Annotated in this window: 35 protein-coding genes and 1 pseudogene; 1 reads left to right on the forward strand and 35 read right to left on the reverse strand. The window is 54.1% G+C overall.

All coding sequences use genetic code 11. The features are described 5' to 3' along the window. The 6 genes from PHD44_RS09225 to rnr form a co-directional block, all read right to left on the reverse strand. On the reverse strand, nucleotides 1–317 hold a 317-nt coding region (locus tag PHD44_RS09225), incomplete at its 3' end, for an alanine--tRNA ligase-related protein (protein WP_367182024.1). A 108-nt stretch (nucleotides 318–425) separates the two neighbouring features. Next, nucleotides 426–932: a regulatory protein RecX gene (locus PHD44_RS09230; protein ID WP_300190739.1), complete on the reverse strand. Its 507-nt coding sequence runs from the start codon at nucleotides 930–932 to the stop codon at nucleotides 426–428. A 15-nt stretch (nucleotides 933–947) separates the two neighbouring features. Beyond that, entirely contained in the window at nucleotides 948–1,997 is a 1,050-nt protein-coding gene (gene recA, locus PHD44_RS09235; protein WP_300190742.1) for a recombinase RecA, read from the reverse strand. A gap of 75 nt (nucleotides 1,998–2,072) precedes the next feature. Beyond that, nucleotides 2,073–3,248: a pyridoxal phosphate-dependent aminotransferase gene (locus tag PHD44_RS09240; RefSeq protein WP_300190744.1), complete on the reverse strand. Its 1,176-nt coding sequence runs from the start codon at nucleotides 3,246–3,248 to the stop codon at nucleotides 2,073–2,075. 112 nt (nucleotides 3,249–3,360) lie between these two features. Next, nucleotides 3,361–4,167: a 23S rRNA (guanosine(2251)-2'-O)-methyltransferase RlmB gene (rlmB, locus tag PHD44_RS09245; protein ID WP_300190747.1), complete on the reverse strand. Its 807-nt coding sequence runs from the start codon at nucleotides 4,165–4,167 to the stop codon at nucleotides 3,361–3,363. Then, nucleotides 4,167–6,578 (reverse strand): ribonuclease R, encoded by a 2,412-nt coding sequence (gene rnr / locus PHD44_RS09250; protein WP_300190749.1) that lies wholly within the window; start codon nucleotides 6,576–6,578, stop codon nucleotides 4,167–4,169. Before rnr ends, rlmB begins: the two co-directional genes overlap by 1 nt. 151 nt (nucleotides 6,579–6,729) lie before the next feature. On the opposite strand from rnr, the gene uvrB reads away from it, so the two are divergent. Beyond that, nucleotides 6,730–8,769, forward strand: coding sequence for an excinuclease ABC subunit UvrB (gene uvrB, locus PHD44_RS09255; RefSeq protein ID WP_300190752.1), 2,040 nt, complete (start codon nucleotides 6,730–6,732; stop codon nucleotides 8,767–8,769). A gap of 94 nt (nucleotides 8,770–8,863) precedes the next feature. On the opposite strand, the gene PHD44_RS09260 is transcribed toward uvrB, so the two are convergent. The 29 genes and pseudogenes from PHD44_RS09260 to tuf form a co-directional block, all read right to left on the reverse strand. Continuing rightward, nucleotides 8,864–9,517: a hypothetical protein gene (locus PHD44_RS09260; protein ID WP_300190755.1), complete on the reverse strand. Its 654-nt coding sequence runs from the start codon at nucleotides 9,515–9,517 to the stop codon at nucleotides 8,864–8,866. A gap of 132 nt (nucleotides 9,518–9,649) precedes the next feature. Then, nucleotides 9,650–10,030 (reverse strand): 50S ribosomal protein L17, encoded by a 381-nt coding sequence (gene rplQ, locus PHD44_RS09265; RefSeq protein ID WP_300190756.1) that lies wholly within the window; start codon nucleotides 10,028–10,030, stop codon nucleotides 9,650–9,652. 29 nt (nucleotides 10,031–10,059) lie between these two features. Continuing rightward, entirely contained in the window at nucleotides 10,060–11,055 is a 996-nt protein-coding gene (gene rpoA, locus PHD44_RS09270; RefSeq protein WP_290680039.1) for a DNA-directed RNA polymerase subunit alpha, read from the reverse strand. Nucleotides 11,056–11,071: 16 nt separating this feature from the next. Then, nucleotides 11,072–11,695: a 30S ribosomal protein S4 gene (gene rpsD / locus PHD44_RS09275; RefSeq protein ID WP_300190759.1), complete on the reverse strand. Its 624-nt coding sequence runs from the start codon at nucleotides 11,693–11,695 to the stop codon at nucleotides 11,072–11,074. A 13-nt stretch (nucleotides 11,696–11,708) separates the two neighbouring features. After that, entirely contained in the window at nucleotides 11,709–12,098 is a 390-nt protein-coding gene (gene rpsK, locus PHD44_RS09280; RefSeq protein ID WP_012823244.1) for a 30S ribosomal protein S11, read from the reverse strand. 42 nt (nucleotides 12,099–12,140) lie between these two features. Continuing rightward, on the reverse strand, nucleotides 12,141–12,497 hold the full coding sequence (rpsM, locus tag PHD44_RS09285; protein ID WP_300190763.1) for a 30S ribosomal protein S13: 357 nt from the start codon (nucleotides 12,495–12,497) through the stop codon (nucleotides 12,141–12,143). Nucleotides 12,498–12,573: 76 nt separating this feature from the next. Continuing rightward, nucleotides 12,574–13,908, reverse strand: a complete 1,335-nt coding sequence (secY, locus tag PHD44_RS09290) for a preprotein translocase subunit SecY (RefSeq protein ID WP_300190766.1) — start codon at nucleotides 13,906–13,908, stop codon at nucleotides 12,574–12,576. A gap of 3 nt (nucleotides 13,909–13,911) precedes the next feature. After that, on the reverse strand, nucleotides 13,912–14,340 hold the full coding sequence (rplO, locus tag PHD44_RS09295; RefSeq protein ID WP_300190769.1) for a 50S ribosomal protein L15: 429 nt from the start codon (nucleotides 14,338–14,340) through the stop codon (nucleotides 13,912–13,914). Next, the gene (rpmD, locus tag PHD44_RS09300; protein ID WP_300190772.1) at nucleotides 14,340–14,531 is read right to left on the reverse strand and encodes a 50S ribosomal protein L30; all 192 of its coding nucleotides are present in this window, start codon (nucleotides 14,529–14,531) and stop codon (nucleotides 14,340–14,342) included. The genes rplO and rpmD overlap by 1 nt, the downstream gene beginning before the upstream one ends. Continuing rightward, nucleotides 14,528–15,043, reverse strand: a complete 516-nt coding sequence (rpsE, locus tag PHD44_RS09305; protein ID WP_300190774.1) for a 30S ribosomal protein S5 — start codon at nucleotides 15,041–15,043, stop codon at nucleotides 14,528–14,530. Before rpsE ends, rpmD begins: the two co-directional genes overlap by 4 nt. 11 nt (nucleotides 15,044–15,054) lie before the next feature. Beyond that, nucleotides 15,055–15,411, reverse strand: a complete 357-nt coding sequence (rplR, locus tag PHD44_RS09310; RefSeq protein ID WP_300190777.1) for a 50S ribosomal protein L18 — start codon at nucleotides 15,409–15,411, stop codon at nucleotides 15,055–15,057. 9 nt (nucleotides 15,412–15,420) lie between these two features. After that, a complete protein-coding gene (gene rplF, locus PHD44_RS09315) occupies nucleotides 15,421–15,948 on the reverse strand; it encodes a 50S ribosomal protein L6 (protein WP_300190779.1) in 528 nt (175 codons plus the stop codon). A 13-nt stretch (nucleotides 15,949–15,961) separates the two neighbouring features. After that, nucleotides 15,962–16,354 carry a 30S ribosomal protein S8 gene (gene rpsH, locus PHD44_RS09320; RefSeq protein WP_300190782.1) on the reverse strand — a complete coding sequence of 131 codons (393 nt, stop codon included), beginning with the start codon at nucleotides 16,352–16,354 and terminating at the stop codon, nucleotides 15,962–15,964. A 12-nt stretch (nucleotides 16,355–16,366) separates the two neighbouring features. Then, nucleotides 16,367–16,672 carry a 30S ribosomal protein S14 gene (gene rpsN, locus PHD44_RS09325; RefSeq protein WP_300190784.1) on the reverse strand — a complete coding sequence of 102 codons (306 nt, stop codon included), beginning with the start codon at nucleotides 16,670–16,672 and terminating at the stop codon, nucleotides 16,367–16,369. Between the two features lie 11 nt (nucleotides 16,673–16,683). After that, nucleotides 16,684–17,223 (reverse strand): 50S ribosomal protein L5, encoded by a 540-nt coding sequence (gene rplE, locus PHD44_RS09330; protein WP_300190787.1) that lies wholly within the window; start codon nucleotides 17,221–17,223, stop codon nucleotides 16,684–16,686. Nucleotides 17,224–17,234: 11 nt separating this feature from the next. After that, complete coding sequence (rplX, locus tag PHD44_RS09335; protein WP_300190789.1) at nucleotides 17,235–17,558, reverse strand: 50S ribosomal protein L24; 324 nt, start codon at nucleotides 17,556–17,558, stop codon at nucleotides 17,235–17,237. A 10-nt stretch (nucleotides 17,559–17,568) separates the two neighbouring features. Then, complete coding sequence (gene rplN, locus PHD44_RS09340; protein WP_300190792.1) at nucleotides 17,569–17,937, reverse strand: 50S ribosomal protein L14; 369 nt, start codon at nucleotides 17,935–17,937, stop codon at nucleotides 17,569–17,571. A 12-nt stretch (nucleotides 17,938–17,949) separates the two neighbouring features. Next, nucleotides 17,950–18,219: a 30S ribosomal protein S17 gene (rpsQ, locus tag PHD44_RS09345; protein WP_300190795.1), complete on the reverse strand. Its 270-nt coding sequence runs from the start codon at nucleotides 18,217–18,219 to the stop codon at nucleotides 17,950–17,952. A 1-nt stretch (nucleotide 18,220) separates the two neighbouring features. Beyond that, the gene (rpmC, locus tag PHD44_RS09350) at nucleotides 18,221–18,418 is read right to left on the reverse strand and encodes a 50S ribosomal protein L29 (RefSeq protein WP_300190796.1); all 198 of its coding nucleotides are present in this window, start codon (nucleotides 18,416–18,418) and stop codon (nucleotides 18,221–18,223) included. Further along, nucleotides 18,418–18,831, reverse strand: a complete 414-nt coding sequence (rplP, locus tag PHD44_RS09355) for a 50S ribosomal protein L16 (RefSeq protein ID WP_012823229.1) — start codon at nucleotides 18,829–18,831, stop codon at nucleotides 18,418–18,420. Before rplP ends, rpmC begins: the two co-directional genes overlap by 1 nt. Before the next feature lie 31 nt (nucleotides 18,832–18,862). Then, on the reverse strand, nucleotides 18,863–19,537 hold the full coding sequence (gene rpsC, locus PHD44_RS09360; protein ID WP_300190800.1) for a 30S ribosomal protein S3: 675 nt from the start codon (nucleotides 19,535–19,537) through the stop codon (nucleotides 18,863–18,865). Between the two features lie 10 nt (nucleotides 19,538–19,547). Next, a complete protein-coding gene (gene rplV, locus PHD44_RS09365; protein WP_300190803.1) occupies nucleotides 19,548–19,880 on the reverse strand; it encodes a 50S ribosomal protein L22 in 333 nt (110 codons plus the stop codon). A gap of 9 nt (nucleotides 19,881–19,889) precedes the next feature. Next, nucleotides 19,890–20,165, reverse strand: a complete 276-nt coding sequence (gene rpsS, locus PHD44_RS09370) for a 30S ribosomal protein S19 (RefSeq protein ID WP_012823226.1) — start codon at nucleotides 20,163–20,165, stop codon at nucleotides 19,890–19,892. A 24-nt stretch (nucleotides 20,166–20,189) separates the two neighbouring features. Further along, entirely contained in the window at nucleotides 20,190–21,014 is an 825-nt protein-coding gene (gene rplB, locus PHD44_RS09375; protein ID WP_300190810.1) for a 50S ribosomal protein L2, read from the reverse strand. Nucleotides 21,015–21,043: 29 nt separating this feature from the next. Beyond that, nucleotides 21,044–21,334, reverse strand: coding sequence for a 50S ribosomal protein L23 (rplW, locus tag PHD44_RS09380; protein WP_300190820.1), 291 nt, complete (start codon nucleotides 21,332–21,334; stop codon nucleotides 21,044–21,046). Beyond that, nucleotides 21,334–21,942, reverse strand: coding sequence for a 50S ribosomal protein L4 (rplD, locus tag PHD44_RS09385; protein WP_300190812.1), 609 nt, complete (start codon nucleotides 21,940–21,942; stop codon nucleotides 21,334–21,336). The genes rplW and rplD overlap by 1 nt, the downstream gene beginning before the upstream one ends. An 8-nt stretch (nucleotides 21,943–21,950) precedes the next feature. Further along, nucleotides 21,951–22,595, reverse strand: a complete 645-nt coding sequence (gene rplC / locus PHD44_RS09390; RefSeq protein ID WP_300190814.1) for a 50S ribosomal protein L3 — start codon at nucleotides 22,593–22,595, stop codon at nucleotides 21,951–21,953. Nucleotides 22,596–22,742: 147 nt separating this feature from the next. Then, on the reverse strand, nucleotides 22,743–23,054 hold the full coding sequence (rpsJ, locus tag PHD44_RS09395; RefSeq protein WP_290680080.1) for a 30S ribosomal protein S10: 312 nt from the start codon (nucleotides 23,052–23,054) through the stop codon (nucleotides 22,743–22,745). Between the two features lie 5 nt (nucleotides 23,055–23,059). After that, a pseudogene (gene tuf / locus PHD44_RS09400) lies at nucleotides 23,060–23,352 on the reverse strand (elongation factor Tu); the annotation flags it as partial.

Raw genomic sequence — 23,352 nt, forward strand, 5'->3', positions numbered from 1 at the left:
GCCTCGGGCTTGAAATAATCCCCGAAGCTGAAATTACCCAGCATCTCGAAGAATGTGTGATGCCGCGCGGTATAACCCACATTTTCGAGATCGTTGTGCTTACCACCGGCGCGCACGCAACGCTGACAGGAGACAGCGCGCGGGTTAGCCCGATGTTCCAGCCCGAGGAACGCATCCTTGAACTGGACCATACCCGCATTCGTGAACAACAGGGTGGGGTCATGAGCCGGGATAAGTGAGGAAGACGGCACAATCTCGTGCCCTCGCTGGTGAAAAAAATCCAGGAAGGCAGTGCGCAACTCAGCAGTGGTTTTCATCATAAATGTCACGAAATCAAAAAGTAAAACGATATTGAGCGCGAGTGTAACGGAAAGCAGTGATAAGTCGATGACCCAGAGCGACGGTAACTGCGAAAACAGCAGTGATCAGAAAGCATCATCCATGCCCTCGGCATCACGCCATTGCCCACTGGCCACTCGCGATTGCTCGGGCGTAAAACCCCGCGACAGAAGATGTCGATAACGGCGTAACTTTTCATCATGCCCATCGGGAGCAGCATGATAATGCCGGTGGATCTGTCTTTGCGCACAGGCCAACCAATCGATATCGGCTTCATCCAGCACGGCCTGAATCAGTGCACGCGCAACCCCGCGCTGACCGAGTTCGGCACGGATGGATTCACGCCCGTAGCCGCGCTCGACCCTCATGCGGACATAAGCCTCTGCATAACGGGCATCCGACTGCCAGCCCTGTTCGGCCAATCGGCTGATCACATCGTCGATGACACGGGGATCAAAACCACGCTGCGAGAGTTTTCGCTGCAATTCGAACGCACTATGCTCACGGCGGGCCAGCAGGCCCACCGCGACCTTCTCGATTTGAGATGCGTCGGCTTTATCCTCTTGCGCCTTCGCCTGCCAATGCCAAGCCAAAACGTGACCGCTGGGTTATTCTTCGAACGCTGATACGGACTCGTCATCCTCAGAAGCACGCACCGCCGCTTTGCCCGTCGAAGCCCGCATCGAGGCCCGCAACTTGGCTTCAATGTCATCAGCCAATTCGGGATGCTCGACAAAATACTGCCGGGCGTTGTCCTTGCCCTGCCCCAGACGGATATCACCGCAGGAATACCACGCACCCGCTTTCTGGATCAGGCCGTGCGTGGTGGCCATATCGATCAACTCCATCAGGCGGGAAATGCCTTCTCCGTAGAGAATGTCCACATCAACCACCTTGAATGGCGGGGCCATTTTATTTTTCACGACCTTGATCCGGGTTTGGTTCCCGATGATCTCTTCGCCCTTCTTGACCGCCCCGACGCGACGGATGTCCAGGCGAACGGAAGCGTAGAATTTCAAGGCATTGCCGCCGGTTGTCGTCTCGGGGCTACCGTAACTGACGCCGATCTTCATCCGGATCTGGTTGATGAAGATGACCATGCAGTTCGTGCGTTTGATGTTGCCCGTCAACTTGCGCAGGGCCTGACTCATCAGACGCGCCTGCAAACCGACGTGGGCATCGCCCATCTCGCCTTCAATCTCGGCCTTGGGCACCAAGGCGGCGACGGAATCGATCACAACCACATCGACCGCACCGGAACGCACCAGCATATCGGCGATTTCCAGTGCCTGCTCGCCCGTATCCGGCTGGCTGACCAGCAGATCATCGACATTGACCCCCAGGTTTTGCGCATAAGTCGGATCCAGAGCGTGCTCCGCATCCACGAAAGCACATACGCCGCCGGTTTTTTGCGCCTGGGCAATCACCTGCAACGTCAGTGTGGTTTTACCAGAAGACTCCGGGCCATAGATTTCGACCACCCGTCCACGCGGCAGGCCGCCGATCCCGAGCGCCGCATCCAGTGCGATCGAGCCGGTGCTGATCACAGGCACGTCGACGCCCACTGTGTCGTTCATCCGCATCACGGCACCTTTACCGAACTGTCGCTCGATCTGGCTTAATGCAGCCGTCAGCGCTTTCTTACGATTTTCGTCCATGGGGGATACCTATTTATTGGTTTGCTTTACAAAGACTAAGAAAAAACAAGGAGGCGACTGAAGACGAGTCTATGTTCAACCCATCACATCAGCCATTCGGCGAAGCGCCTCATCCAACGCCTCCATGCTGGTGGCATAGCTCAGGCGGATATGGCCAGAAGCGCCGAACGCAGTCCCCGGCACCACCGCCACGCCGGCCTTCTCGAGCAACATTTCGCTCAAGGCCACGTCATCCTTCAAGCCCAAACGGGTGATCACCGCACTCACATCAGGGAAACTGTAAAATGCCCCTTGGCTCGGCAGGCAGACCACATCGGGAATCGCATTGAGTCGATCGACCACGAAATCATGCCGGGTCCGGAACGAGTGGACCATAGCCCGGATTTCGGACTGATCGCCCTCGATGGCTGCCTGAGCCGCTACCTGAGCGATCGAGCACGCACCGGAAGTACTTTGCGACTGGATCACCTTCATCGCCTTGATGATGTCGGCAGGACCCGCCGCATAGCCGATCCGCCACCCCGTCATTGCATAAGCCTTGCTTACTCCGTTCAGCACGACTGTCCGCGCCTTCAGGTCGGGCGCAACCATGGCGATGTTCGAAAAGGGCTCATCCGCCCAGAGGATTTTTTCGTACATGTCGTCGGTCGCGATCAGCAGTTTGGGATGCGCGCGCAGCACTTCGGCCATGGCAGCCCAGTCTTCCCGCGTATACGCCACACCGGTCGGATTGGAGGGACTGTTCAGCATGACGATCCGTGTCTTATCGGTAATCGCCGCCTCCAGCTGGGCAGGCAAAACCTTGAACCCCTGATTCTGCCCGGCGAGCACAATGACCGGCTCACCGCCAGCCAACAGCACCATATCCGGGTAAGAAACCCAGTAAGGCGCCACAATAATGACTTCATCCCCTGGGTTTAGCAGCGCCTGAAACAGATTGTAGATGCTTTGCTTGCCACCTGTGGACACAATGATTTCGTTCGGCGCGTAGTCCAACCCCTGATCATCACGCAGACGCTTGGCGATGGCTTGACGCAGACTCAATATCCCCTCGACTGCGGTATAGCGGGTAAAACCCGCATTGATTGCATCGATGGCGGCCGCGCGAATCGGCTCCGGGGTATCAAAATCCGGCTCACCGGCCCCGAGACTGATGATGTCGCGCCCCTCGGCCTTCAATTCGGCTGCTTTCGCGGTAACAGCCAATGTCGGTGAGGGACGTACGCGGCGAACCCGGTCTGAAAAGATCATGATCGCAAAAAGCTCCTGAACAACGATCGCCTAAACAAATGCGGTGCAACCAAGCACAAATCATGGTTGTCCGAAGTAAATCAAATGACCCGACATTCTAACGAAATCGGGGTTATTGGGATAGCGCCCCGGTCTGAATAGCAGTCCGATCTCGCACCCGGCGAAACTCGAACAGACAAACGGCCGCAGCTACCGAGACGTTCAGGCTCTCGACGGGAGCGCGCATGGGAATGTAGATCAACTGATCGCAACTTTCCTGTGTCAGACGACGCAGCCCTTCCCCTTCACTCCCCATGACCAGCGCGACCGGTTCGGCAGCGAAATCCGACTCATACAAGCTGACCATGCCGCCACCTGCCGCACCAACAACCCAGATCTGGCGGGATTTGAGATCGGCCAGCGTACGTGCAAGGTTCGTTACCTGGATGAACGGCAAGCGCTCAGCGGCGCCGGAGGCCGCCTTGCGCGCGGTTGGCGTCAGGCCGACGGCGCGATCCTTTGGTGAAATGACGGCATGAACGCCCGCAGCCTCGGCGCTGCGCAGGCAGGCACCCAGGTTGTGCGGATCAGTCACGCCATCGAGAATCAGCAAGAATGCGGGCTCGTCCAGATTGTCGAGCAACGCGAACAAATCATGCTCGTTGCCCGCAGGCTTGGGCTGATAGCGCGCCAGTACGCCTTGGTGGCGCGCCAACTCCCGATCGGCACGCACGCGGTCGGCGAAAACCTTCTCGGGGGCCTCCTCGATGGATACGCCGCGCGACTCGGCGAGCACACGCAGTTGCTGTACCCGCTTATCCTGTCGCCCTTGTTCGAAAATAACCGACAACACGCGTTCCGGATCGTGTTGAAGGGCCGCTTCGACGGCATGAAAACCACTAAGCCACTGCGTGGAAGATGCGCTTTTGCGTTCGGCCATTATTTGCGCGATTCTTCGGCAGCACCGGACTCAGACTCGGGAGCAGACGGGGTATCCGACCCGTCACCATCTGAATCGGCTTGTTCATCATCGCTACCCGCAGGTGCATCACCAGCAGGCTTTTTACGACGACGACGGCGTGGTTTGCGTTTCTTCTTGGCTGCATCATCCTCATCGGCTTCATGATCGTCCCGAGCTTCATCCCGGGCATCGCTCTTCGTTTCCGACAAAGCTTCATCGTCATCCGGCAGGACAAAATCGATTTTCCGTTCATCCAGGTCGACCCGAGCCACACGCACGGTAATGGGATCGTTCAGTGCGTACACGCGCCCCGAACGTTCGCCGCGCAACGAAAGCGTCACCGGATCGAAGTGATAGTAGTCCTTGGTCAAGGCGGTGATGTGCAACAAGCCTTCGACAAAGAAATCCTTGAGCTCGACGAACAGGCCGAAGCCCAGAACAGAAGCCACGCGCCCTTCGAACACCTCGCCCACCTTGTCGAGCATGAACTCGCACTTGAGCCAGTCCGTTGCATCACGCGTGGCTTCATCTGCACGGCGTTCGTTATTGGAGCAATGCTCACCGATGATGACCATTTCATCATGCGTGTACGGGAAGCGATCCGGGGCACCCGTACGGAGCAAGTGCCGGATGGCGCGGTGCACCATTAAATCGGGATAGCGCCGGATCGGGGAGGTGAAATGGGCATAGAATTCATGCGCCAGACCAAAGTGCCCCAGATTGTCTGGTGAGTACACCGCCTGTTTCAAGGAACGGAGAATCATGGTCTGAATCGTCAGAAAATCCGGACGACCCTGCACCCGAGACAGCAAGTCATTGAAGTCTTTGGGGCTTGGTTGATCACCGCCGCCCAAACTCAAACCCTTTTCGGCCAGCATGGCGCGCAGATCGGTGATTTTTTCTGCCGTGGGGCGATCATGCACACGATAAAGTGCCGGGATTTTATGATCGGCGACGAAACGACCAGCCGCGACATTGGCCGCGATCATGCATTCTTCGATGATCTTGTGCGCGTCGTTGCGCTCGTAGGGCACGATGGCTTCGATCTTGCGGCCTTCGCCGAAGACGATCTTGGTTTCGACGGTATCAAAATCGATCGCGCCACGACGTTCACGCGCCGCACGCAGCACCTTATACAGGCGATGAAGTGTTTCCAGCGGTTCGAGCACATGGGCATGAGCCGCGCGCGCCTCAGCATCCTGATCGATCAGCACCTTGGCAACGGTGTCGTAGGTCAGACGCGCAGCGGACTTCATCACCCCTTCGAAGAAGCGGAATTTGGCGATCTGCCCGTCATTGTTGATCAACATATCGGCACAGAGACACAGGCGATCGACATCTGGGTTCAGCGAACACAAACCGTTTGACAGCACCTCCGGGAGCATGGGGAGCACGCGCCCGGGAAAGTAAACGGACGTCGCGCGATTGAAACCCTCGCGGTCCAAGGCAGAGCCCACATTGACATAATGACTGACATCGGCAATCGCCACCAGCAACCGGAAACCATCTGGCGTTGCCTGACAGAACACCGCATCGTCGAAATCCTTGGAATCGGCGCCATCGATGGTGACCAGTGGCATATGGCGCAAGTCGACCCGCCCTGACTTGTGGCTTTCCTCGACTTCGGGATTCAAACCATCGATGGCAGCCAGAACTTCTTGTGGCCACTCGTGAGGAATACCGTGGGAGTTGATGGCGACGTCGATTTCCATGCCGGGCGACATGTGATCACCCAACACTTCAACAACCTTGCCGACGGGCTTGTGGCGCAACGTAGGCTGCTCGACCAATGCAACCCGCACGATCTGACCGTCGCGCGCGCCCATCAGATCGGTCATCGGTACAAGAATATCCTGAGTGATCCGCGCATGATCGGGAACCACAAAGGCGATACCCGCCTCCAGCACCAGACGGCCGACAATCTCGGCATTGGCCCGCTCGATCACCTCGACCAGATTCCCTTCGCGGCGTCCACGACGGTCGAGCCCGGTCACCTGCACGACGGCACGGTCGCCGTTGAGCAGCGCACGCATCACGCGGGGCGACAGGAACACATCGTCGCCGCCATCATCCGGCACAAGAAAACCGAAGCCATCACGATGACCCAACACGCGACCGCGCACCAACTCGGCATGAGTGACCGGCACGTAACCGCCGCGACGATTACGGATGACCTGTCCATCACGCTCCATCGCGCGCATGCGGCGACTCAAGCCTTCGATCCGCTCATCATCACCATCGTATCCCAGGAGGCTGATCAATCGATTCAGCGTCAGAGGGCCGTCGTGCTCCGCGAGCAACTGCAAAATGAATTCCCGGCTCGCCACCGGATTCTCGTATTTTTCAGCCTCTAGGGCCGCTTGGGGATCTGATACCGTCTCTTGGGACATGGAAACCTTAATCTGTAAAAACATAAAAAATGAGCCTGCGCCACATTACCAGGCGACAAACCCGCGAATAAACCCATTTATTCGATTCAATTTAACATGATAATCCATTTCACCGGATACCCGATGCCCAATCCTCTATACTTCGCATCTTATGCAGGACACCAGATTCACTTTAGTCACCGATTATCAACCTGCCGGCGATCAACCGGCGGCCATAGCTCGACTCGTCGAGGGCCTTCAGGATGGACTCGCGCAGCAAACCCTTCTGGGCGTCACCGGCTCAGGGAAAACCTTCACGATCGCGAATGTCATCGACCGGCTGCAACGCCCGGCACTTGTGTTGGCACCGAACAAAACGCTGGCCGCCCAACTCTATGGCGAGCTGAAAGGATTTTTCCCGAATAACGCGGTTGAATATTTCGTCTCTTACTACGATTACTATCAGCCGGAAGCCTACGTGCCCGCATCGGACACATTCATCGAGAAAGATGCCTCGGTCAACGAGCATATCGAGCAGATGCGGCTCTCTGCAACCAAGGCACTATTGGAACGCCGGGATGTCATCATCGTCGCAACGGTTTCCTCCATCTACGGCCTCGGCGACCCGGATGCTTACCTGAAGATGATTTTGCATCTGGTTCGCGGAGAAAAGGCGGATCAGCGTCAGATACTGCGCCGGCTGGCCGAGATGCAATACACCCGCAATGATATGGAATTTCGCCGCGGCACTTATCGCGTGCGCGGCGATGTGATCGATATCCACCCGTCCGAATCCGACGACGAAGGCGTTCGCGTCGAACTGTTTGATGACGAAATCGAGCAGATTTCCTTGTTCGACCCGCTCACCGGCGCCATTCGGCGTCGGCTGCCTCGCTTCACCATCTACCCGTCCTCGCACTATGTCACGCCGCGTGAACGGATTCTGGCTGCCGTCGAATCCATCAAGGATGAACTGGCGCAGCAACTGGAACACCTGAATGCAGAGAACAAACTGGTCGAGGCCCAACGACTCGCGCAACGCACACGCTTCGACATCGAAATGATGTACGAGCTGGGGTACTGCAATGGCATTGAAAACTACTCACGTTACCTGTCCGGACGTCAACCCGGGGAACCGCCGCCTTGCCTCTACGACTACCTCCCACCTGATGCCTTGCTGATTATCGACGAATCTCATGTCACCGTCCCCCAGCTCGGGGCGATGTATAAGGGGGATCGTTCCCGCAAGGAAACCCTGGTCAATTTCGGTTTCCGGCTTCCATCCGCGCTCGATAACCGCCCATTGAAATTCGATGAGTTCGAACGAATGATGCCGCAGACCATTCATGTATCAGCCACGCCCGGGCCGTATGAGGGCAGCCATTCGGCGCAAGTTGTCGAACAGGTAGTCCGACCCACCGGTCTGGTCGATCCGGAAATTGAAATACGACCCGTTGCAAGTCAGGTCGACGATGTGCTCTCGGAGATTCGCGACCGTGCCACGCGCCGCGAACGGGTACTGATTACAACACTGACGAAACGGATGGCAGAAGATCTTGCCGATTATCTGGCAGAACATGATGTGCGCGTTCGCTACCTCCATTCCGATGTCGATACGGTCGAGCGCGTCGAGATTATCCGCGACCTGAGGCTGGGGATTTTTGATGCACTTATCGGCATTAACCTGCTACGCGAAGGTCTGGATATCCCAGAAGTCTCACTCGTCGCCATTTTCGATGCCGACAAGGAAGGCTTCCTGCGATCAGAGCGATCATTGATTCAAACCATCGGTCGCGCCGCCAGAAATCTTCACGGCAAGGCCATTTTGTATGCAGACCGAATCACGGATGCCATGCGCAAGGCGATCGATGAGACCGACCGAAGGCGGGCCAAGCAGATCCAGCACAATCTGGAACAAGGCATCACGCCCAAAGGAATCGATAAACGAGTAGATGACATTCTGCAGTCAGGCGACTACAAGATTCCCGGCTCTCGCGGCGCAAGCCAGAGGAGCAGGAGAATGGCGCAGGTGGCAGAAACAGAGAGTGATTTCAGCGTCACCATGAGTTCCGAGCAAATCTTGAAGCAAATCAAGGAACGTGAAGCCAAAATGTATCGGCTAGCCAAGGATCTGGAATTCGAAGCGGCCGCACGCATCCGTGATGAAATTCATCGGTTACAAGAACAACTGATTGCTGCCGACGCAAAATAAAAACAATCACGAACACAAAAAACCCGGCCTCGGCCGGGTCATCATTCAAACGGACCCACTTATCCTTGACTCACTGATATCCCTGACTCAGTGATCATTTGGATGGTGCAGGCACTGCTTGCTCGGAGCTCTGCATCTTCATGGCTTTCTCTTGCAAGTCACGCATGTGCTTTTCTTTGGCGTCCAACTCTTTGAACATGTCCTTGGCCTTCGGATCAACTTTGATCATGGCCGCGCGCACATCGTTGCGAAGTTTCTCGGACTGCTTCTGGATTTTGGGATCCTGGAATGCCTTGGCCTGACGCTGTTCGAACTCCTGCTGACCTTCACGGAATTTCTGAATTTCCTTCGCCCGCTCCGGGTCATTCTCCTTCATACCCTGAATTTTGGTCACCTGCGCCTTCAACTCATCGTATTTGGACTGAGCGTCGAAATTCTTGTCGGACATCGCGTTCTTGATCGAGTCTCGAAGACCATCGCGCTGCTTGCCGAGCTTGGGGTTCTTCTTGTAAGCCTCCGCCTCAATACCCTGAAGCTTCTGCTCAAGCGCGCCTATCTCCTGACGGGTTTGCTGGAAGTCTTTCATCAGCGCCATTTGTTCTGGAGACAATGTAGGCATCGCAGGCTGTGCAGCTTGACCCGCAGGCGGCGTATCTGCTGCGTAGGCGCCGACTGTCATCAACCCCAGAACGACGCCAAGGGCCAGAGCAGAATGACGAATACCGCGGAATTTATTGGAAACAGACATGAATATCCTCATCAATAATGAAACGAATGATACAAACCACAAGAGTCTGACAAAGGCCGCCCAAAATAACAACCGAGAAAGCAAAAAAAACCGGCTTAAAGCCGGTTTTCAACAAGTCAACCCGAGATGAAGTTACTCAGTGGCAGCCGCAGTTTCGCTGCGTTGCACAAACTCAACGTACGCCATAGGCGCGTTATCGCCAGCACGATTACCACACTTGAGAATACGCACATAACCACCTGCACGTGCTTTAAAGCGCGGGCCAAGGTCTGAAAACAACTTACCGACGACTTCCTTGTTGCGGGTCTGAGCAAAAGCCAGACGACGCGCGTGCACGGAGTCATCCTTTGCCAGAGTAATCAAAGGTTCTGCGAAACGACGCAGTTCCTTTGCCTTCGGCAAAGTAGTTTTGATCAACTCATGTTCAATCAATGAGTTGGTTAAAGAACGCATCAGCGCATTACGCTGTGCAGAGTTACGGCCGAGTTGACGACCAGAAAGACGGTGACGCATGTCAGATACCCCAAAAAATTCAAATCGCCTTAAATCTTCGACTCAGCGAGATTCAAAAGCTCTGCAGGTGGCCAGTTCTCGAGACGTTGACCCAGAGACAAACCCTGTTTGGCCAGCACGTCCTTGATTTCAGTCAGCGATTTCTTGCCCAGATTCGGCGTTTTCAACAACTCGATTTCGGTACGCTGAATGAGATCACCGATGTAATAAATGTTCTCGGCTTTCAAGCAGTTCGCCGAACGAACAGTCAATTCCAGATCATCAACCGGACGCAGGAGGACAGGATCAACCGTAGGTGCCTGTTCAATGACCGGCTCTACTTTTTCAGCCTTGAGATCTACGAAGACCGACAACTGATCCACCAGAATCCCAGCCGCTTGACGAATGGCATCTTCGGCAGAAATGGAGCCGTTGGTTTCGATATCAAGAACCAGTGAATCAAGGTCGGTACGCTGCTCGACACGCGCACGTTCTACCGAGTAGGAGACGCGACGCAATGGAGAAAAGGAAGCATCGACCAGCAGACGACCAATCTGACCACCCGCCTCTTCACGACGCGCACTGGCAGGAACGTAACCTTTACCACGAGTGACCTTGAAGGTCATGACCAGGCTGCCCTGATCATTCAATGTGGCAATGTGATGCTCAGGATTGATGATTTCAACAGCGTGATCGGCCTTGATATCGGCAGCAGTTATCGCTCCAGCACCTGTTTTCTTGATACTCAGCACGGCTTCATCGCGACCATGCAGGATGACCGAAAGGCCTTTTAGATTAAGCAGAATTTCCAGCACGTCCTCATGTACACCTTCAATAGTAGTGTACTCGTGAACAACGCCTTCGATTTCCGCTTCGGTTACGGCAACGCCCGGGATGGAAGAAAGAAGAATACGACGAAGCGCATTACCAAGTGTATAACCGAAGCCACGCTCAAGCGGCTCCAGCACGACACGGGCCCGCGTCGCGTCCAGAACCTGAACATCGACCAGTCGTGGCTTAAGCAGTTCGGTAGAACCCAATTGCATGACAAACCCCCGTTAATTACTTGGAATACAATTCGACAACGAGCGATTCGTTGATTTCGGCCGGCAACTCATCGCGAGAAGGAGCCGATTTGAATACGCCTTCCATCTTCGCTGCGTCGACAGAAATCCACGACACGTCAGGTCGTTGCGCGGCAATTTCAAGAGAATCCTTGATGCGCTGTTGCTTACGTGAAGATTCACGAACAGCAACAACGTCGTTAGCAGCCACTTGATAGGAAGCGATGTTGACCACTTCGCCGTTGACGGTAATGGCGCGGTGAGAGACCAGCTGGCGTGATTCCGAACGCGTAGAACCGAAGCCCATGCGATAAACCACGTTATCCAGACGGCATTCGAGCAATTGCAGCAGGTTTTCACCAGTAGAACCCTTCAGCTGTGCCGCTTTCTTGAAATAGTTGGCGAACTGGCGCTCGAGCACACCGTAAATACGACGCAGCTTCTGCTTCTCACGGAGCTGAACGCCATAGTCAGAAACCTTCTGCTTACGTGCCGCACCGTGTTGACCGGGCGCGCGATCATGATGACATTTGTCTTCGTGTGAACGTACACCGGATTTGAGGAAAAGGTCAGTGCCTTCACGGCGACTCAACTTACATTTAGGACCAAGATAACGAGCCATAATCTAATACCTCTCAGACACGACGCTTTTTGGGCGGACGGCAACCATTGTGGGGAATCGGAGTGACATCAGTGATGACGCCAACTTTGAAACCGACCGAATTCAACGCACGGATGGTTGACTCGCGACCAGGGCCCGGGCCTTTGATCTCGACATCAATGTTCTTTACGCCATAAGCCTTGGCCGCTTCGCCCGCCCGCTCGGCAGCAACCTGTGCAGCAAAGGGTGTCGACTTGCGCGAACCACGGAAACCGGAACCACCCGATGTGGCCCAGCTCAGGGCATTGCCTTGACGATCGGTAATCGTCACGATCGTGTTATTGAAGGACGCGTGGACATGAGCCACAGCATCAGTGACCACGCGCTTGATTTTCTTGCGCGCGGGGGCATTAGATTTAGCCATTTAGTAATCCTACTCTCGTAAATCGAAGAATATTAAGCCTGATTAGCGCTTAACCAGGCGACGCGGACCCTTGCGAGTCCGTGCGTTTGTCCGTGTGCGCTGTCCACGGAGTGGCAGGCCGCGTCGATGCCGCAACCCACGATAACAACCCAGATCCATCAAACGTTTGATGTTCATGGAGACATCACGTCGAAGGTCACCTTCGACGACAAATTTGGCCACTTCAGCGCGCAAGGCCTCAACTTCGGACTCTGACAAGTCACGAACCTTACGGCTCGGCTCAACGCCAGAAGCCTGGCAAATTGCCTGCGCACGCGTAGTGCCAATGCCATAAATAGATGTGAGTGCAATAACTACATGTTTTTGCACCGGAATATTAATTCCCGCGATACGTGCCATCGAAGATCACCTTAAAAAATGAGCGCGAAACTATAAAACAAAAAGAAGACGGAATCAATACAATGCGCCCGTATTCTTATAATCCAGACTTGAAGTGTGCTTTACGCACCAAGCTATCGTACTGGTGGGAAACCAGATGAGATTGAACCTGGGCCATGAAGTCCATCAGAACAACCACGATAATCAACAGAGAAGTGCCGCCAAAATAGAAAGGCACATTCCAATACAGAATCAGGAACTCAGGCAGCAAACAAACCGCCGTGATATACAGAGCACCCCAGAAGGTTAAGCGCGTGAGCACCTTATCGATGTAACGAGCAGTATGTTCGCCGGGGCGAATACCGGGTACGAACGCGCCTGAACGCTTGAGGTTATCCGCTGTCTCGCGCGAGTTAAAAACCAATGCCGTGTAGAAAAAGCAGAAGAAAATAATCGCAGCCGCATACAAACCAACGTACAGGGGCTGACCGGGAGACAGAGCAGTAGAAAGATTACGCAGCCAAGCCATGTTCTCCTGCTGTCCCAACCAGTTACCCAGTGTTGCCGGAAATAGAATGATACTGGAAGCAAAAATGGGCGGAATTACACCGGCCATATTGAGCTTCAGTGGCAGATGGGAAGACTGCTGACCCGACATTCCTCGCCCTTGCTGACGGCGTGCGTAGTTGACGGTAATGCGACGCTGACCACGCTCGACGAACACAACAAAAGCGGTCACAGCAACAATCAATACAGCAAGAATCAGCAAGGTAATCACACCAAGTTCACCGGTACGCACCAACTCGGCTGTACCACCAATAGCGGTAGGCAAGCCGGCCACGATACCTGCGAAGATGATCAATGAGATACCATTGCCGACACCACGTTCCGTGATCTGCTCACCGAGCCACACCAGCAGCATGGTACCGGTGAGCAGAGTCATGGTAGCGACGAACAAAAAGCCGAAACCCGGCGTATACACCAGACTCTGCCCGCCGACTGACTGCCCCTGCAGAGCGATGGAAACGCCCAAAGCCTGGACCAGACCAAGAGCCAAGGTGCCGTAACGGGTGTACTGCGTGATCTTTCTGCGACCGGCCTCGCCTTCTTTCTTGATCCGCTCAAGCGACGGCAGAACCGATGAAAGCAATTGCACGATAATCGAGGCTGAAATGTAGGGCATCACCCCCAGCGCGAACAGAGACATCCGCGACAAGGCGCCACCGGAAAACATGTTCATCATGCCTAGAATGCCGCCGGAGTGCTGCGTAAACAATGTACGCATCACATTGACGTCAATACCAGGCAAGGGAATGAACGTGCCGATTCGATAGACAACCAGCACCATAATCACAAAGAAAATGCGCTGACGGAGCTCGGTCAACCGACCGGCCCCCGCCAAACTTGCTACACCGGCATTTGATAGCGCCACGGGTTACTCCGCTTTTCCACCGGCCGCAACAATAGCGCTCAATGCGCCCTTGCTGACTCGAATGCCCTGAACCTGAACCGGCTTGGTCACTTCACCGGAAAGCATGATTTTAACGAAGCGAACATCGTTTCGAATCAGGCCAGCGGCTTTCAAAGTTTCAAGAGAAACTACGCCATCAAGCTTATTGAGTTCAGAGGTACGGATCTCGGCTGATGCCAGAGCACGCAGCGAACGGAAGCCCATCTTGGGCAGACGACGCTGGATCGGCATCTGACCGCCTTCAAAACCTGTCTTGTGGAAGCCACCGGAACGGGACTTCTGCCCCTTGTGACCGCGACCTGCAGTCTTGCCCAGACCAGAACCGACGCCGCGACCAACGCGGGTGCGGTTTTTGTGACTGCCGTCAGCTGGCGATAGAGTATTCAGACGCATTACTTGGACTCCTGAACTTCGAGCAGATACTCGACTTTGTTGATCATGCCACGGTTCTCTGGCGTATCCATGACTTCAACTTCATGATTCATCCGACGCAAACCGAGACCTTTCACACACGCTTTGTGCGTGGCCAAACGCCCGATGGTTGAACGAATCAATTTAATACGAATCATTGACGGCTTGCTCATGACGCACTCCCAACAATCTCTTCTACACGCTTGCCACGCTTGGAAGCGATCATTTCAGGTGAATTGATTGACTGCAGACCGTTTACGGTAGCGCGAATCACGTTCATGTGGTTACGGGTGCCAATGCATTTGGCCAGGACGTTACGCACACCAACGGCCTCGAATACGGCACGCATCGCACCACCGGCAATAACACCGGTACCTTCGGAGGCTGGCTTCATGAACACCTGAGCGGCGCCATGATTACCAATTGTCGAGTAATACAGCGTACCGTCACGCAAAGGCACATCGACCATATTGCGCTTCGCGCGGTCCATAGCCTTCTGGATGGCAGCCGGCACTTCTTTCGCCTTACCGTAGCCGAAACCAACACGACCCTCACCATCGCCAACAACCGTCAGCGCAGTGAATGAAAAAATACGACCACCTTTGACGACCTTGGCAACCCGGTTCACAGCCACGAGTTTCTCGATCAAGCCATCGGTCGCAACTTCGTTAGAATTTCTACTCATTGCATAACCTCTTAGAATTGCAGACCGGCTTCACGAGCGGATTCGGCCAATGCCTTGATCCGGCCATGGAAAATGAATCCAGAACGGTCAAATGCGACGTTTGTAATGCCTTTGGCCAAGGCAGCCTTCGCAACTGTCTCACCGACACGCTTGGCAGCTTCGATGTTGCCGCCGTGCTTACCCGCTTCGAGAACACCCGGGTGCAACGTTGAGGAAGAAGCAACAACGGTCGCGCCATCAGGGGCGAAGATCTGAGCATAGGTATGCTGCGCTGTACGGTAAACCGTCAGCCGATGAACACCCAACCGGACGATTTTGGCACGTGTGCGGCGCGCGCGACGCAGACGATTTTGTGATTTTTCGTTCATAGCTAACCCTTATTTCTTCTTCGCTTCCTTACGGAAGATGACTTCATCGTGGTACTTCACGCCCTTGCCCTTATAAGGCTCTGGCGGACGATAACCACGGATATTGGAAGCCACTTGACCAACCTTTTGACGATCCGCACCACGGATAATAATTTCCGTTTGTGATGGGGTTTCAATGGTGATGCCCGCAGGAATAGCGAAGTTAATTGGATGAGAAAAGCCCAGTGCAAGATTCAGAACATTACCCTGAACCTGCGCACGGTAACCCACACCAACCAGCTGCAACTTCATTTCGAAACCGGCTGTTACGCCCTGAATGTTGTTGTTTGCCAGGGCACGCATGGTGCCCGCCAGAGCAATGTACTGCTCAGACTCAGGCTCAAAACGCAGTTCGTTAGCCGCCATATCGACATTGACTGATTTGTGCAATGTCAGTTCAAGCTGACCTTTCGGGCCCTTGAATGAGATTACTTGACCATTTAGTTTAACCTCGACACCTTTGGGAATGGCGACGGGCTTTTTAGCAACACGACTCATGATTCACTCCCAATTAAGATACGAAGCAAATAACTTCACCGCCGATGTTTTGCCGACGCGCTTCGCGATCAGGCATCACACCCTGTGATGTAGAAAGAATAGCCACCCCCAGACCACCGATAACGGTAGGCAGTTCGTCCGCGTTCTTGTAAACACGGAAGCCCGGCTTGGAGACACGCTTGATCATGTCAATAACCGGTTTGCCCTGAAAATATTTCAGCGCAATAGACAAGGTTGGCTTACTGTCGCTCGAAACCTGGAAGTCACCGATATAACCTTCTTCTTTCAGAACTTTGGCAATTGCTTGCTTGAACTTGGATGAAGGCATGCTAACGCTCGGCTTGCGAGCATTCTGAGCGTTACGGATACGGGTCAGCATGTCGGAAATTGGATCACTCATACTCATAATGTCACCTCATTACCAACTTGCTTTGCGCAGGCCTGGAATCTCACCAGACATCGCCAATTGACGGAGCTTGTTCCGACCGAGCGCGAACTTGCGGTAAACACCCTTCGGGCGACCCGTGATCGTGCAACGCCGAACCTGGCGGCACACGGAAGAGTCACGCGGCAACTTGCTCAATGCAGCCGAAGCTTGCATTTTCGCATCGAAATCCGCGTTTTGATCATTCAGAACGGCACGTAATTGCACCCGCTTAGCCTGATAGCGGGCGGAGAGCTTTTTACGCTGCTCTTCCCGATTCAACATACTTTTTTTAGCCATTTAAAACTCCCTTACCGGCGGAATGGGAAACCGAAGCATTCGAGCAGTGCCCGAGCCTGGTCATCATTCTGAGCGGTAGTCGTGATCGTGATATCCATCCCGCGAATTTGATCGATTTTGTCGTAATCAATTTCCGGGAAAATAATTTGCTCTTTCACGCCCATGCTGTAATTGCCACGACCATCAAACGACTTGGGATTGAGGCCACGGAAATCACGTATGCGCGGAATAGAGATCTGGATCAACCGATCGAAGAATTCGTACATCGTACTTCCTCTCAGGGTCACCTTGACGCCCAACGGCATCCCTTCGCGCAGCTTGAAGCCGGCAATTGACTTACGCGCGTAAGTCACAACGGGCTTTTGGCCCGAAATTGCTGCCATTTCTTCCACTGCACTGTCGATTACTTTCTTGTCACGGGCCGAGTCACCCAGGCCCATGTTCAAAGTAATCTTGGTCAGCTTCGGAACGGCCATGACATTATCTATACCCAGCTTTTCTTTAAGCTCAGGCAGATAAGTACTGGAGTATAATTCCTGAAGACGAGCCATTCTAATTCAACCTATTTTGTGTCAACGACTTCGCCGTTGGATTTAAAAAAACGAACTTTCGTGCCGTCTTCAAGTTTCTTGAAGCCAACCCGGTCACCTTTTTCGGAGGCGGGATTAAACAGCATTACGTTAGAAATATCAATGGATTTCTCCATTTCGATAATTCCGCCCGTCTGACCCAGCATCGGGTTGGGCTTCATATGCTTTTTAACCTTGTTGATATTTTCGACGACAACGCGGGCACCATCATCGATCACGCGCAGCACTGTGCCGCGACGACCTTTATCTTTACCTGCGATGACAACTACTTCATCACCTTGTCGAATTCTACGCATGGCGATATCCTCAAATCACTTCTGGCGCAAGCGACACAATCTTCATGAACTTGTCGCCCCGCAGTTCGCGGGTGACAGGGCCAAAGATACGCGTGCCGATTGGCTCGAGTTTAGCGTTTAACAAAACAGCAGCATTGCCATCGAAACGGATCAACGAACCGTCCGCACGACGAACGCCTTTAGCGGTGCGCACAACAACGGCGTTGTAAACGTCACCCTTTTTGACACGACCGCGTGGGATAGCATCTTTGATTGACACCTTGATGATGTCACCAATACCCGCATAACGACGATGTGAGCCGCCCAGCACTTTGATGCACTGGATTTTCTTGGCGCCACTGTTGTCCGCAGAGTCCAGAATGGTTTGCATTTGAATCATGATTCTTGCTCCTTATACGGCTGCGCGGGTAATAACGCGAACCAATGTCCAGGATTTCGTCTTGGAAATCGGACGTGACTCACGGATTTCAACGCTATCGCCCACACGAGACTGATTGTCTTCATCGTGAACGTGAAGCTTTGTGGTTTTCGTGATGAACTTACCGTACAAGGGATGTTTTACACGGCGCTCGATAGCAACCGTGATTGATTTATCCATCTTGTCGCTGGTCACGCGACCAACGCGGGTACGGACTACATTTTCGTTAGTTTCAGTAGACATCTCAGCCTTGCTCCTTCTCGGTCAGAATCGTTTTGATCCGAGCCACGTTTTTCCGCGCTTCGCGAATCAAATGCGATTTGGATTCCTGACCTGTCGCTTTTTGCATGCGCAGATTGAACTGTTCGCGTTTGATCGCCAACAATTCCTCACGCAAACCTTCTGGTGATTTTTCGCGCAATTCGTTAGTGATTTTGCCCATTACATCAGTACCCGCGTTACGAAGGTCGTCTTGACGGGAAGCTTGGCCGAGGCCAATGAGAACGCTTGACGCGCGATATCTTCTGTCACACCTTCAATTTCATAAAGCATCTTGCCGGGCTGGATTTTAGCCACCCAGTACTCGACGCTCCCTTTACCCTTACCCATCCGCACTTCCAGTGGCTTCTTGGTGATCGGGGTGTCCGGGAAAATCCGGATCCAGATCTTGCCGCCCCGCTTCACATGACGTGAAATGGCACGACGAGCCGACTCGATTTGACGAGATGTAATTTCACCGCGCTCCAGTGATTTCAGACCGAATTCACCAAAGCTCACCTTGTTGCCTGTCGTCGCAATGCCCCGATTTTTACCCCGGAACTGCTTGCGGAATTTTGTACGTTTTGGCAGCAGCATAATGTTAGCTCCACTTACCTATCTGATCGGTTCAGGCTGTCGCAGCTTTGCCATCACGGTTACCCGGGATGCCAAACACTTCGCCTTTAAAAATCCAAACTTTGACGCCGATGACGCCATAGGTAGTTTGGGCCTCTGCAAAGCCGTAATCGATGTCGGCACGCAGGGTGTGCAAGGGCACACGACCTTCGCGGTACCACTCGTTACGGGCAATCTCTGCACCGCCTAATCGACCAGATACATTGACTTTGATCCCACCCGCACCGAGGCGCATGGAGGTTTGCACGGCACGCTTCATGGCGCGACGGAACATGATCCGACGCTCGAGTTGCTGTGCAATGGATTCTGCGACCAATTGCGCGTCCAGTTCCGGCTTGCGGATCTCTTCAACCGAGAGTTTGACCGCGTTGCGATCGACCCCCAGCATCGGTGCAATTTCGCCGCGCAGACGCTCAATATCCTCACCCTTGCGACCAATCACGATCCCAGGACGAGCCGTGTGAATCGTAACTGACGCAGAACGGGCCGGACGCTCGATCTGAATACGTGAAACGGACGCTTCTTTCAGTTTGTTCTTGATGTACGCACGCGTACGCACATCCTGGTTCAACTGAACCGGAAACAACTTACTATCGGCATACCAGCGAGATGTCCAATCAGAGGAAATCCCGAGCCGGAATCCTACCGGATGTACTTTCTGACCCATAACTCTCCCCTTACCGCTCGCTGACCGTGACTAGAATATGACTGGTTTTTTTCAGGATACGTGCGCCGCGGCCTTTGGCACGTGCACGGAAACGTTTCAAAACCGGACCCTCGTCGACCATGATCGTCGCGATACGCAGACGATCGACGTCCGCGCCTTCATTATTTTCCGCGTTGGCAATCGCCGACTCCAGAACCTTCTTGATCAGATCAGCGCCTTTCTTGTCGCTGAACGTCAAAGTTTCGATTGCCTGAGCGACGTCCTGCCCCCGCACCAGATCCGCAACAAGGCGGGCCTTCTGAGGAGAAATACGTGCATAACGGTGTAAAGCTGTAGCTTGCATATCAGTCTCCTAGCGCTTGGCTTTCTTGTCAGCCACATGTCCCCGGTAAGTCCGGGTAGGCGCAAACTCACCGAGTTTGTGTCCAACCATGTTTTCGTTGACAAGAACTGGAATGTGCTGGCGACCGTTATGGACCGCGATGGTCAGGCCAATGAAATCCGGAAGGATCATCGAGCGACGAGACCAGGTCTTTATGGGCCGACGGTTATTGGCCGCAGCAGCCTCTTCCACCTTTTTCAGCAAGTGATGGTCCACGAAGGGACCTTTCTTAAGTGAACGTGGCACCTTTTAACCCTCTATATCAGTGAATTATTTAGAACGACGACGAACAATAAGTTTGTCCGTACGCTTGTTCGTCCGAGTTTTGTAGCCCTTGGTCGGCACGCCCCATGGGGTGACCGGATGACGGCCACCCGAGGTACGGCCTTCACCACCACCGTGCGGGTGATCCACCGGGTTCATGACCACACCACGTACGGTCGGACGAATGCCGCGCCAACGTGTCGCACCAGCCTTGCCCAGAGAGCGGAGGCTATGTTCATGATTGCTGACTTCGCCAAGCGTTGCGCGACAATCAGCCAGCACCTTACGGGTCTCGCCAGAACGCATGCGCAGGGTGACATAGGCACCTTCGCGAGCCACCAGTTGCACGGCAGCACCGGCACTACGCGCCATCTGTGCGCCCTTGCCCGGCTTCAGCTCGATCGCATGAATGGTTGAACCGATCGGAATGTTGCGCATTGGCAAGCAGTTACCGGCACGGATTGGCGCCTCAACACCTGACTGAACCACTTGACCAGGAACCACGCCACGAGGTGCCAGAATATAGGCACGCTCACCATCGGCGTACATAATCAATGCAATGTGCGCGGTGCGGTTCGGATCATATTCAATACGTTCTACTGTGGCCGGAATGCCATCTTTGTTACGCTTGAAGTCGACCAGACGGTAATGCTGCTTGTGACCACCGCCGATATGGCGCGTGGTGATACGGCCGAGGTTGTTACGACCACCGGTGTTGGATTTCTTCTCCAGCAAAGGAGCGTACGGAGCACCTTTGTAGAGATGCGACCGATCGATCTCGATGACCGCACGGCGCCCCGGTGAGGTTGGTTTTGCAATTTTCAATGCCATGATTTAATTCCTTACTTAACCAGACCGGTTTAGTTCGCCTGGCCCAGATCAATCGCTTGACCTTCAGCCAGAGTGACATAAGCCTTTTTCCAAGCAGCGCGACGACCAGCCACACCACGGAAACGGCGAGACTTGCCAGCCACGTTCAGCGTTTGAACCGACAGCACATTAACGCTGAACAGTTGCTCGACTGCCGCCTTGATGTCTGCCTTGGTTGCCGTGGTAGACACACGGAACGCATACTGGTTTTCTTGGTTCGCCCGCGCTGTTTTTTCGGTCACCAACGGTGAACGCAATACGTCAAAAAGTTTTTCCCGCATCATGACAACCACTCCTCAACCATTTTGACGGCCGCACGGGTAATCACCACGCGCTCGGCGCCAACCAGACTCACCGGATCCAACATGTCAGCCGTGAGATAACCCAGATTGATCACGTTCCGCGAACCCAGGAAGAAATGCTCATCGAATGCCTCGGCGACAAACAATGTGCGACCACCCTGAATACCCAGGTTTTTCACCAGACCCAACACTTCACGTGTCTTGGGTGAAGAAACCGTCAGCGACTCGACAACGATCAGGCGATCTTGACGAACCAACTCTGAGAAGATAGAAGCCATCGCAACGCGATAGGCTTTACGGTTGATCTTCTGCTCGAAGTTACGTGGGCGAGCAGCAAAGGTCACACCACCGGTACGCCAGACAGGAGACCGGGTAGACCCGGCACGGGCACGCCCTGTTCCTTTCTGATTCCAGGGCTTTTTACCGCCACCGGAAACTTCTGAGCGTGTCAATTGACGCTTGGTGCCAGAACGGGCACCAGCCATAAACGCAACCACCGCCTGATGAATCAGACCTTCGTTGTAGCTGCGATCGAAAATTTCTTCTGAGACGCTGATCGCAGCGCCATCTTTAACCTGTAATTCCATGACGTGCCTCAGCCTTTAATCTTGACAGAAGGACGAACGATGACGTCGCCGCCTGTTGAACCTGGCACGGCGCCTTTCACGAGGATCAAACCACGCTCGACATCGACCCGAACCACTTTCAAACCCAAAGACGACACGCGCTCATCACCCATATGACCGGACATCTTCTTACCCGGAAATACACGGCCCGGTGTCTGGTTTTGACCGATGGAACCCGGCACACGGTGTGAACGGGAGTTACCATGGGTCGCATCTTGAGTGCGGAAGTTGTGACGCTTAACGGTACCCGCAAAGCCTTTACCTTTGCTCTGGCCTGCCACGTCAACCTTCTCGACACCATCGAAGATAGAGACTGTGATCTCTGCGCCAGGCTCAAAACCTGCAAGCTCGTCAGCAGAAATACGGAATTCCGTGGACATGCGACCAGATGCGGTTTGCGCCTTCGCGTAATGACCGGCCATCGCTTTGGTTACACGCGAGGCACGACGGGTACCGGTAGTTACCTGAACGGCCGTATAGCCATCCACTTCCGGGGTTTTGAGTTGGGTCACGCGATTGGGCTCGACCTCAATGACGGTCACTGGCGTAGAAACACCAGCATCGTCAAAGACGCGAGTCATGCCGACCTTGCGACCGACTACACCTAAAGACATGGTTAATACCTCTAACTTATGAAAGACGCCGATTACGATTGACCGGTTCGCCTGAAATATTCAGCCCGACGCAACAGCGCCGGGCTGAAAAGGGTCATTAATTTATCAGCATTCAAACAGGACGTAAAGCCCTATTTGAATAGCAAATTAATTCAACCGGATTTGCACGTCTACACCAGCGGCCAGATCGAGCTGCATCAGCAAATCAACAGTGCGATCCGTCGGCTCGATGATGTCAAGCACTCGCTTGTGCGTGCGAAGCTCGTACTGGTCACGCGCGTCTTTATTGACGTGCGGTGAAGTCAGTACGGTGAAACGCTCTTTACGGCTCGGCAAAGGGATGGGACCCTTGACCCGAGCACCTGAACGGCGCGCAGTATCAACGATTTCTGCTGCTGAACGATCGATCAAGCGATGATCGAAGCTTTTCAGACGGATACGGATAGTTTGAGAAGCCATATTAATTACTCGATGATTTTAGAGACAACACCGGCACCGACTGTGCGGCCGCCTTCACGAATCGCAAAGCGCAGGCCGTCTTCCATCGCAATCGGTGCAATCAGGCTGACGGTCATGGCGACGTTGTCGCCCGGCATGACCATTTCGGTGCCTTCCGGCAGAGCGCATGAGCCGGTGACGTCCGTGGTGCGGAAGTAGAACTGGGGACGGTAGCCGTTGAAGAATGGGGTATGACGACCACCTTCTTCTTTGCCCAGAATGTACACTTCGGCTTCGAACTTGGTGTGCGGCTTGATTG

Origin of the sequence: Halothiobacillus sp. (assembly GCF_028710545.1) — a bacterium.
In the GTDB taxonomy this organism is placed as follows: Bacteria; Pseudomonadota; Gammaproteobacteria; order Halothiobacillales; family Halothiobacillaceae; genus Halothiobacillus.

Coding starts and splice junctions, on each gene's coding strand:
- rplP (WP_012823229.1), bottom strand. CDS start 18,831: ATGCTGCTGCCAAAACGTACAAAATTCCGCAAGCAGTTCCGGGGTAAA.
- rlmB (WP_300190747.1), bottom strand. CDS start 4,167: ATGGCCGAACGCAAAAGCGCATCTTCCACGCAGTGGCTTAGTGGTTTT.
- rpmD (WP_300190772.1), bottom strand. CDS start 14,531: ATGAGCAAGCCGTCAATGATTCGTATTAAATTGATTCGTTCAACCATC.
- rplW (WP_300190820.1), bottom strand. CDS start 21,334: ATGCGGGAAAAACTTTTTGACGTATTGCGTTCACCGTTGGTGACCGAA.
- rpsC (WP_300190800.1), bottom strand. CDS start 19,537: ATGGGTCAGAAAGTACATCCGGTAGGATTCCGGCTCGGGATTTCCTCT.
- rplN (WP_300190792.1), bottom strand. CDS start 17,937: ATGATTCAAATGCAAACCATTCTGGACTCTGCGGACAACAGTGGCGCC.
- rplB (WP_300190810.1), bottom strand. CDS start 21,014: ATGGCATTGAAAATTGCAAAACCAACCTCACCGGGGCGCCGTGCGGTC.
- recA (WP_300190742.1), bottom strand. CDS start 1,997: ATGGACGAAAATCGTAAGAAAGCGCTGACGGCTGCATTAAGCCAGATC.
- rpsK (WP_012823244.1), bottom strand. CDS start 12,098: ATGGCTAAATCTAATGCCCCCGCGCGCAAGAAAATCAAGCGCGTGGTC.
- rplC (WP_300190814.1), bottom strand. CDS start 22,595: ATGTCTTTAGGTGTAGTCGGTCGCAAGGTCGGCATGACTCGCGTCTTT.
- rpsJ (WP_290680080.1), bottom strand. CDS start 23,054: ATGGCTTCTCAAACTATCCGTATCCGTCTGAAAAGCTTCGATCATCGC.
- rpsD (WP_300190759.1), bottom strand. CDS start 11,695: ATGGCTCGTTATCTTGGTCCTAAATGTAAGTTGAGTCGCCGTGAAGGC.
- rnr (WP_300190749.1), bottom strand. CDS start 6,578: ATGTCCCAAGAGACGGTATCAGATCCCCAAGCGGCCCTAGAGGCTGAA.
- rplE (WP_300190787.1), bottom strand. CDS start 17,223: ATGGCTCGTCTTCAGGAATTATACTCCAGTACTTATCTGCCTGAGCTT.
- rpsE (WP_300190774.1), bottom strand. CDS start 15,043: ATGAGTAGAAATTCTAACGAAGTTGCGACCGATGGCTTGATCGAGAAA.
- rplQ (WP_300190756.1), bottom strand. CDS start 10,030: ATGCGTCACCGTCTTTCTGGTCGTCAACTCGGCCGTAACTCTGCACAG.
- rpoA (WP_290680039.1), bottom strand. CDS start 11,055: ATGCAATTGGGTTCTACCGAACTGCTTAAGCCACGACTGGTCGATGTT.
- rpmC (WP_300190796.1), bottom strand. CDS start 18,418: ATGGGCAAAATCACTAACGAATTGCGCGAAAAATCACCAGAAGGTTTG.
- rplO (WP_300190769.1), bottom strand. CDS start 14,340: ATGCGTCTGAATACTCTATCGCCAGCTGACGGCAGTCACAAAAACCGC.
- rpsH (WP_300190782.1), bottom strand. CDS start 16,354: ATGAGTATGAGTGATCCAATTTCCGACATGCTGACCCGTATCCGTAAC.
- PHD44_RS09240 (WP_300190744.1), bottom strand. CDS start 3,248: ATGATCTTTTCAGACCGGGTTCGCCGCGTACGTCCCTCACCGACATTG.
- rpsN (WP_300190784.1), bottom strand. CDS start 16,672: ATGGCTAAAAAAAGTATGTTGAATCGGGAAGAGCAGCGTAAAAAGCTC.
- uvrB (WP_300190752.1), top strand. CDS start 6,730: ATGCAGGACACCAGATTCACTTTAGTCACCGATTATCAACCTGCCGGC.
- rplX (WP_300190789.1), bottom strand. CDS start 17,558: ATGCGTAGAATTCGACAAGGTGATGAAGTAGTTGTCATCGCAGGTAAA.
- rplD (WP_300190812.1), bottom strand. CDS start 21,942: ATGGAATTACAGGTTAAAGATGGCGCTGCGATCAGCGTCTCAGAAGAA.
- rpsM (WP_300190763.1), bottom strand. CDS start 12,497: ATGGCACGTATCGCGGGAATTAATATTCCGGTGCAAAAACATGTAGTT.
- rplV (WP_300190803.1), bottom strand. CDS start 19,880: ATGCAAGCTACAGCTTTACACCGTTATGCACGTATTTCTCCTCAGAAG.
- rplF (WP_300190779.1), bottom strand. CDS start 15,948: ATGAGTCGTGTTGCTAAAAAGCCCGTCGCCATTCCCAAAGGTGTCGAG.
- rpsQ (WP_300190795.1), bottom strand. CDS start 18,219: ATGTCTACTGAAACTAACGAAAATGTAGTCCGTACCCGCGTTGGTCGC.
- rplR (WP_300190777.1), bottom strand. CDS start 15,411: ATGAACGAAAAATCACAAAATCGTCTGCGTCGCGCGCGCCGCACACGT.
- PHD44_RS09260 (WP_300190755.1), bottom strand. CDS start 9,517: ATGTCTGTTTCCAATAAATTCCGCGGTATTCGTCATTCTGCTCTGGCC.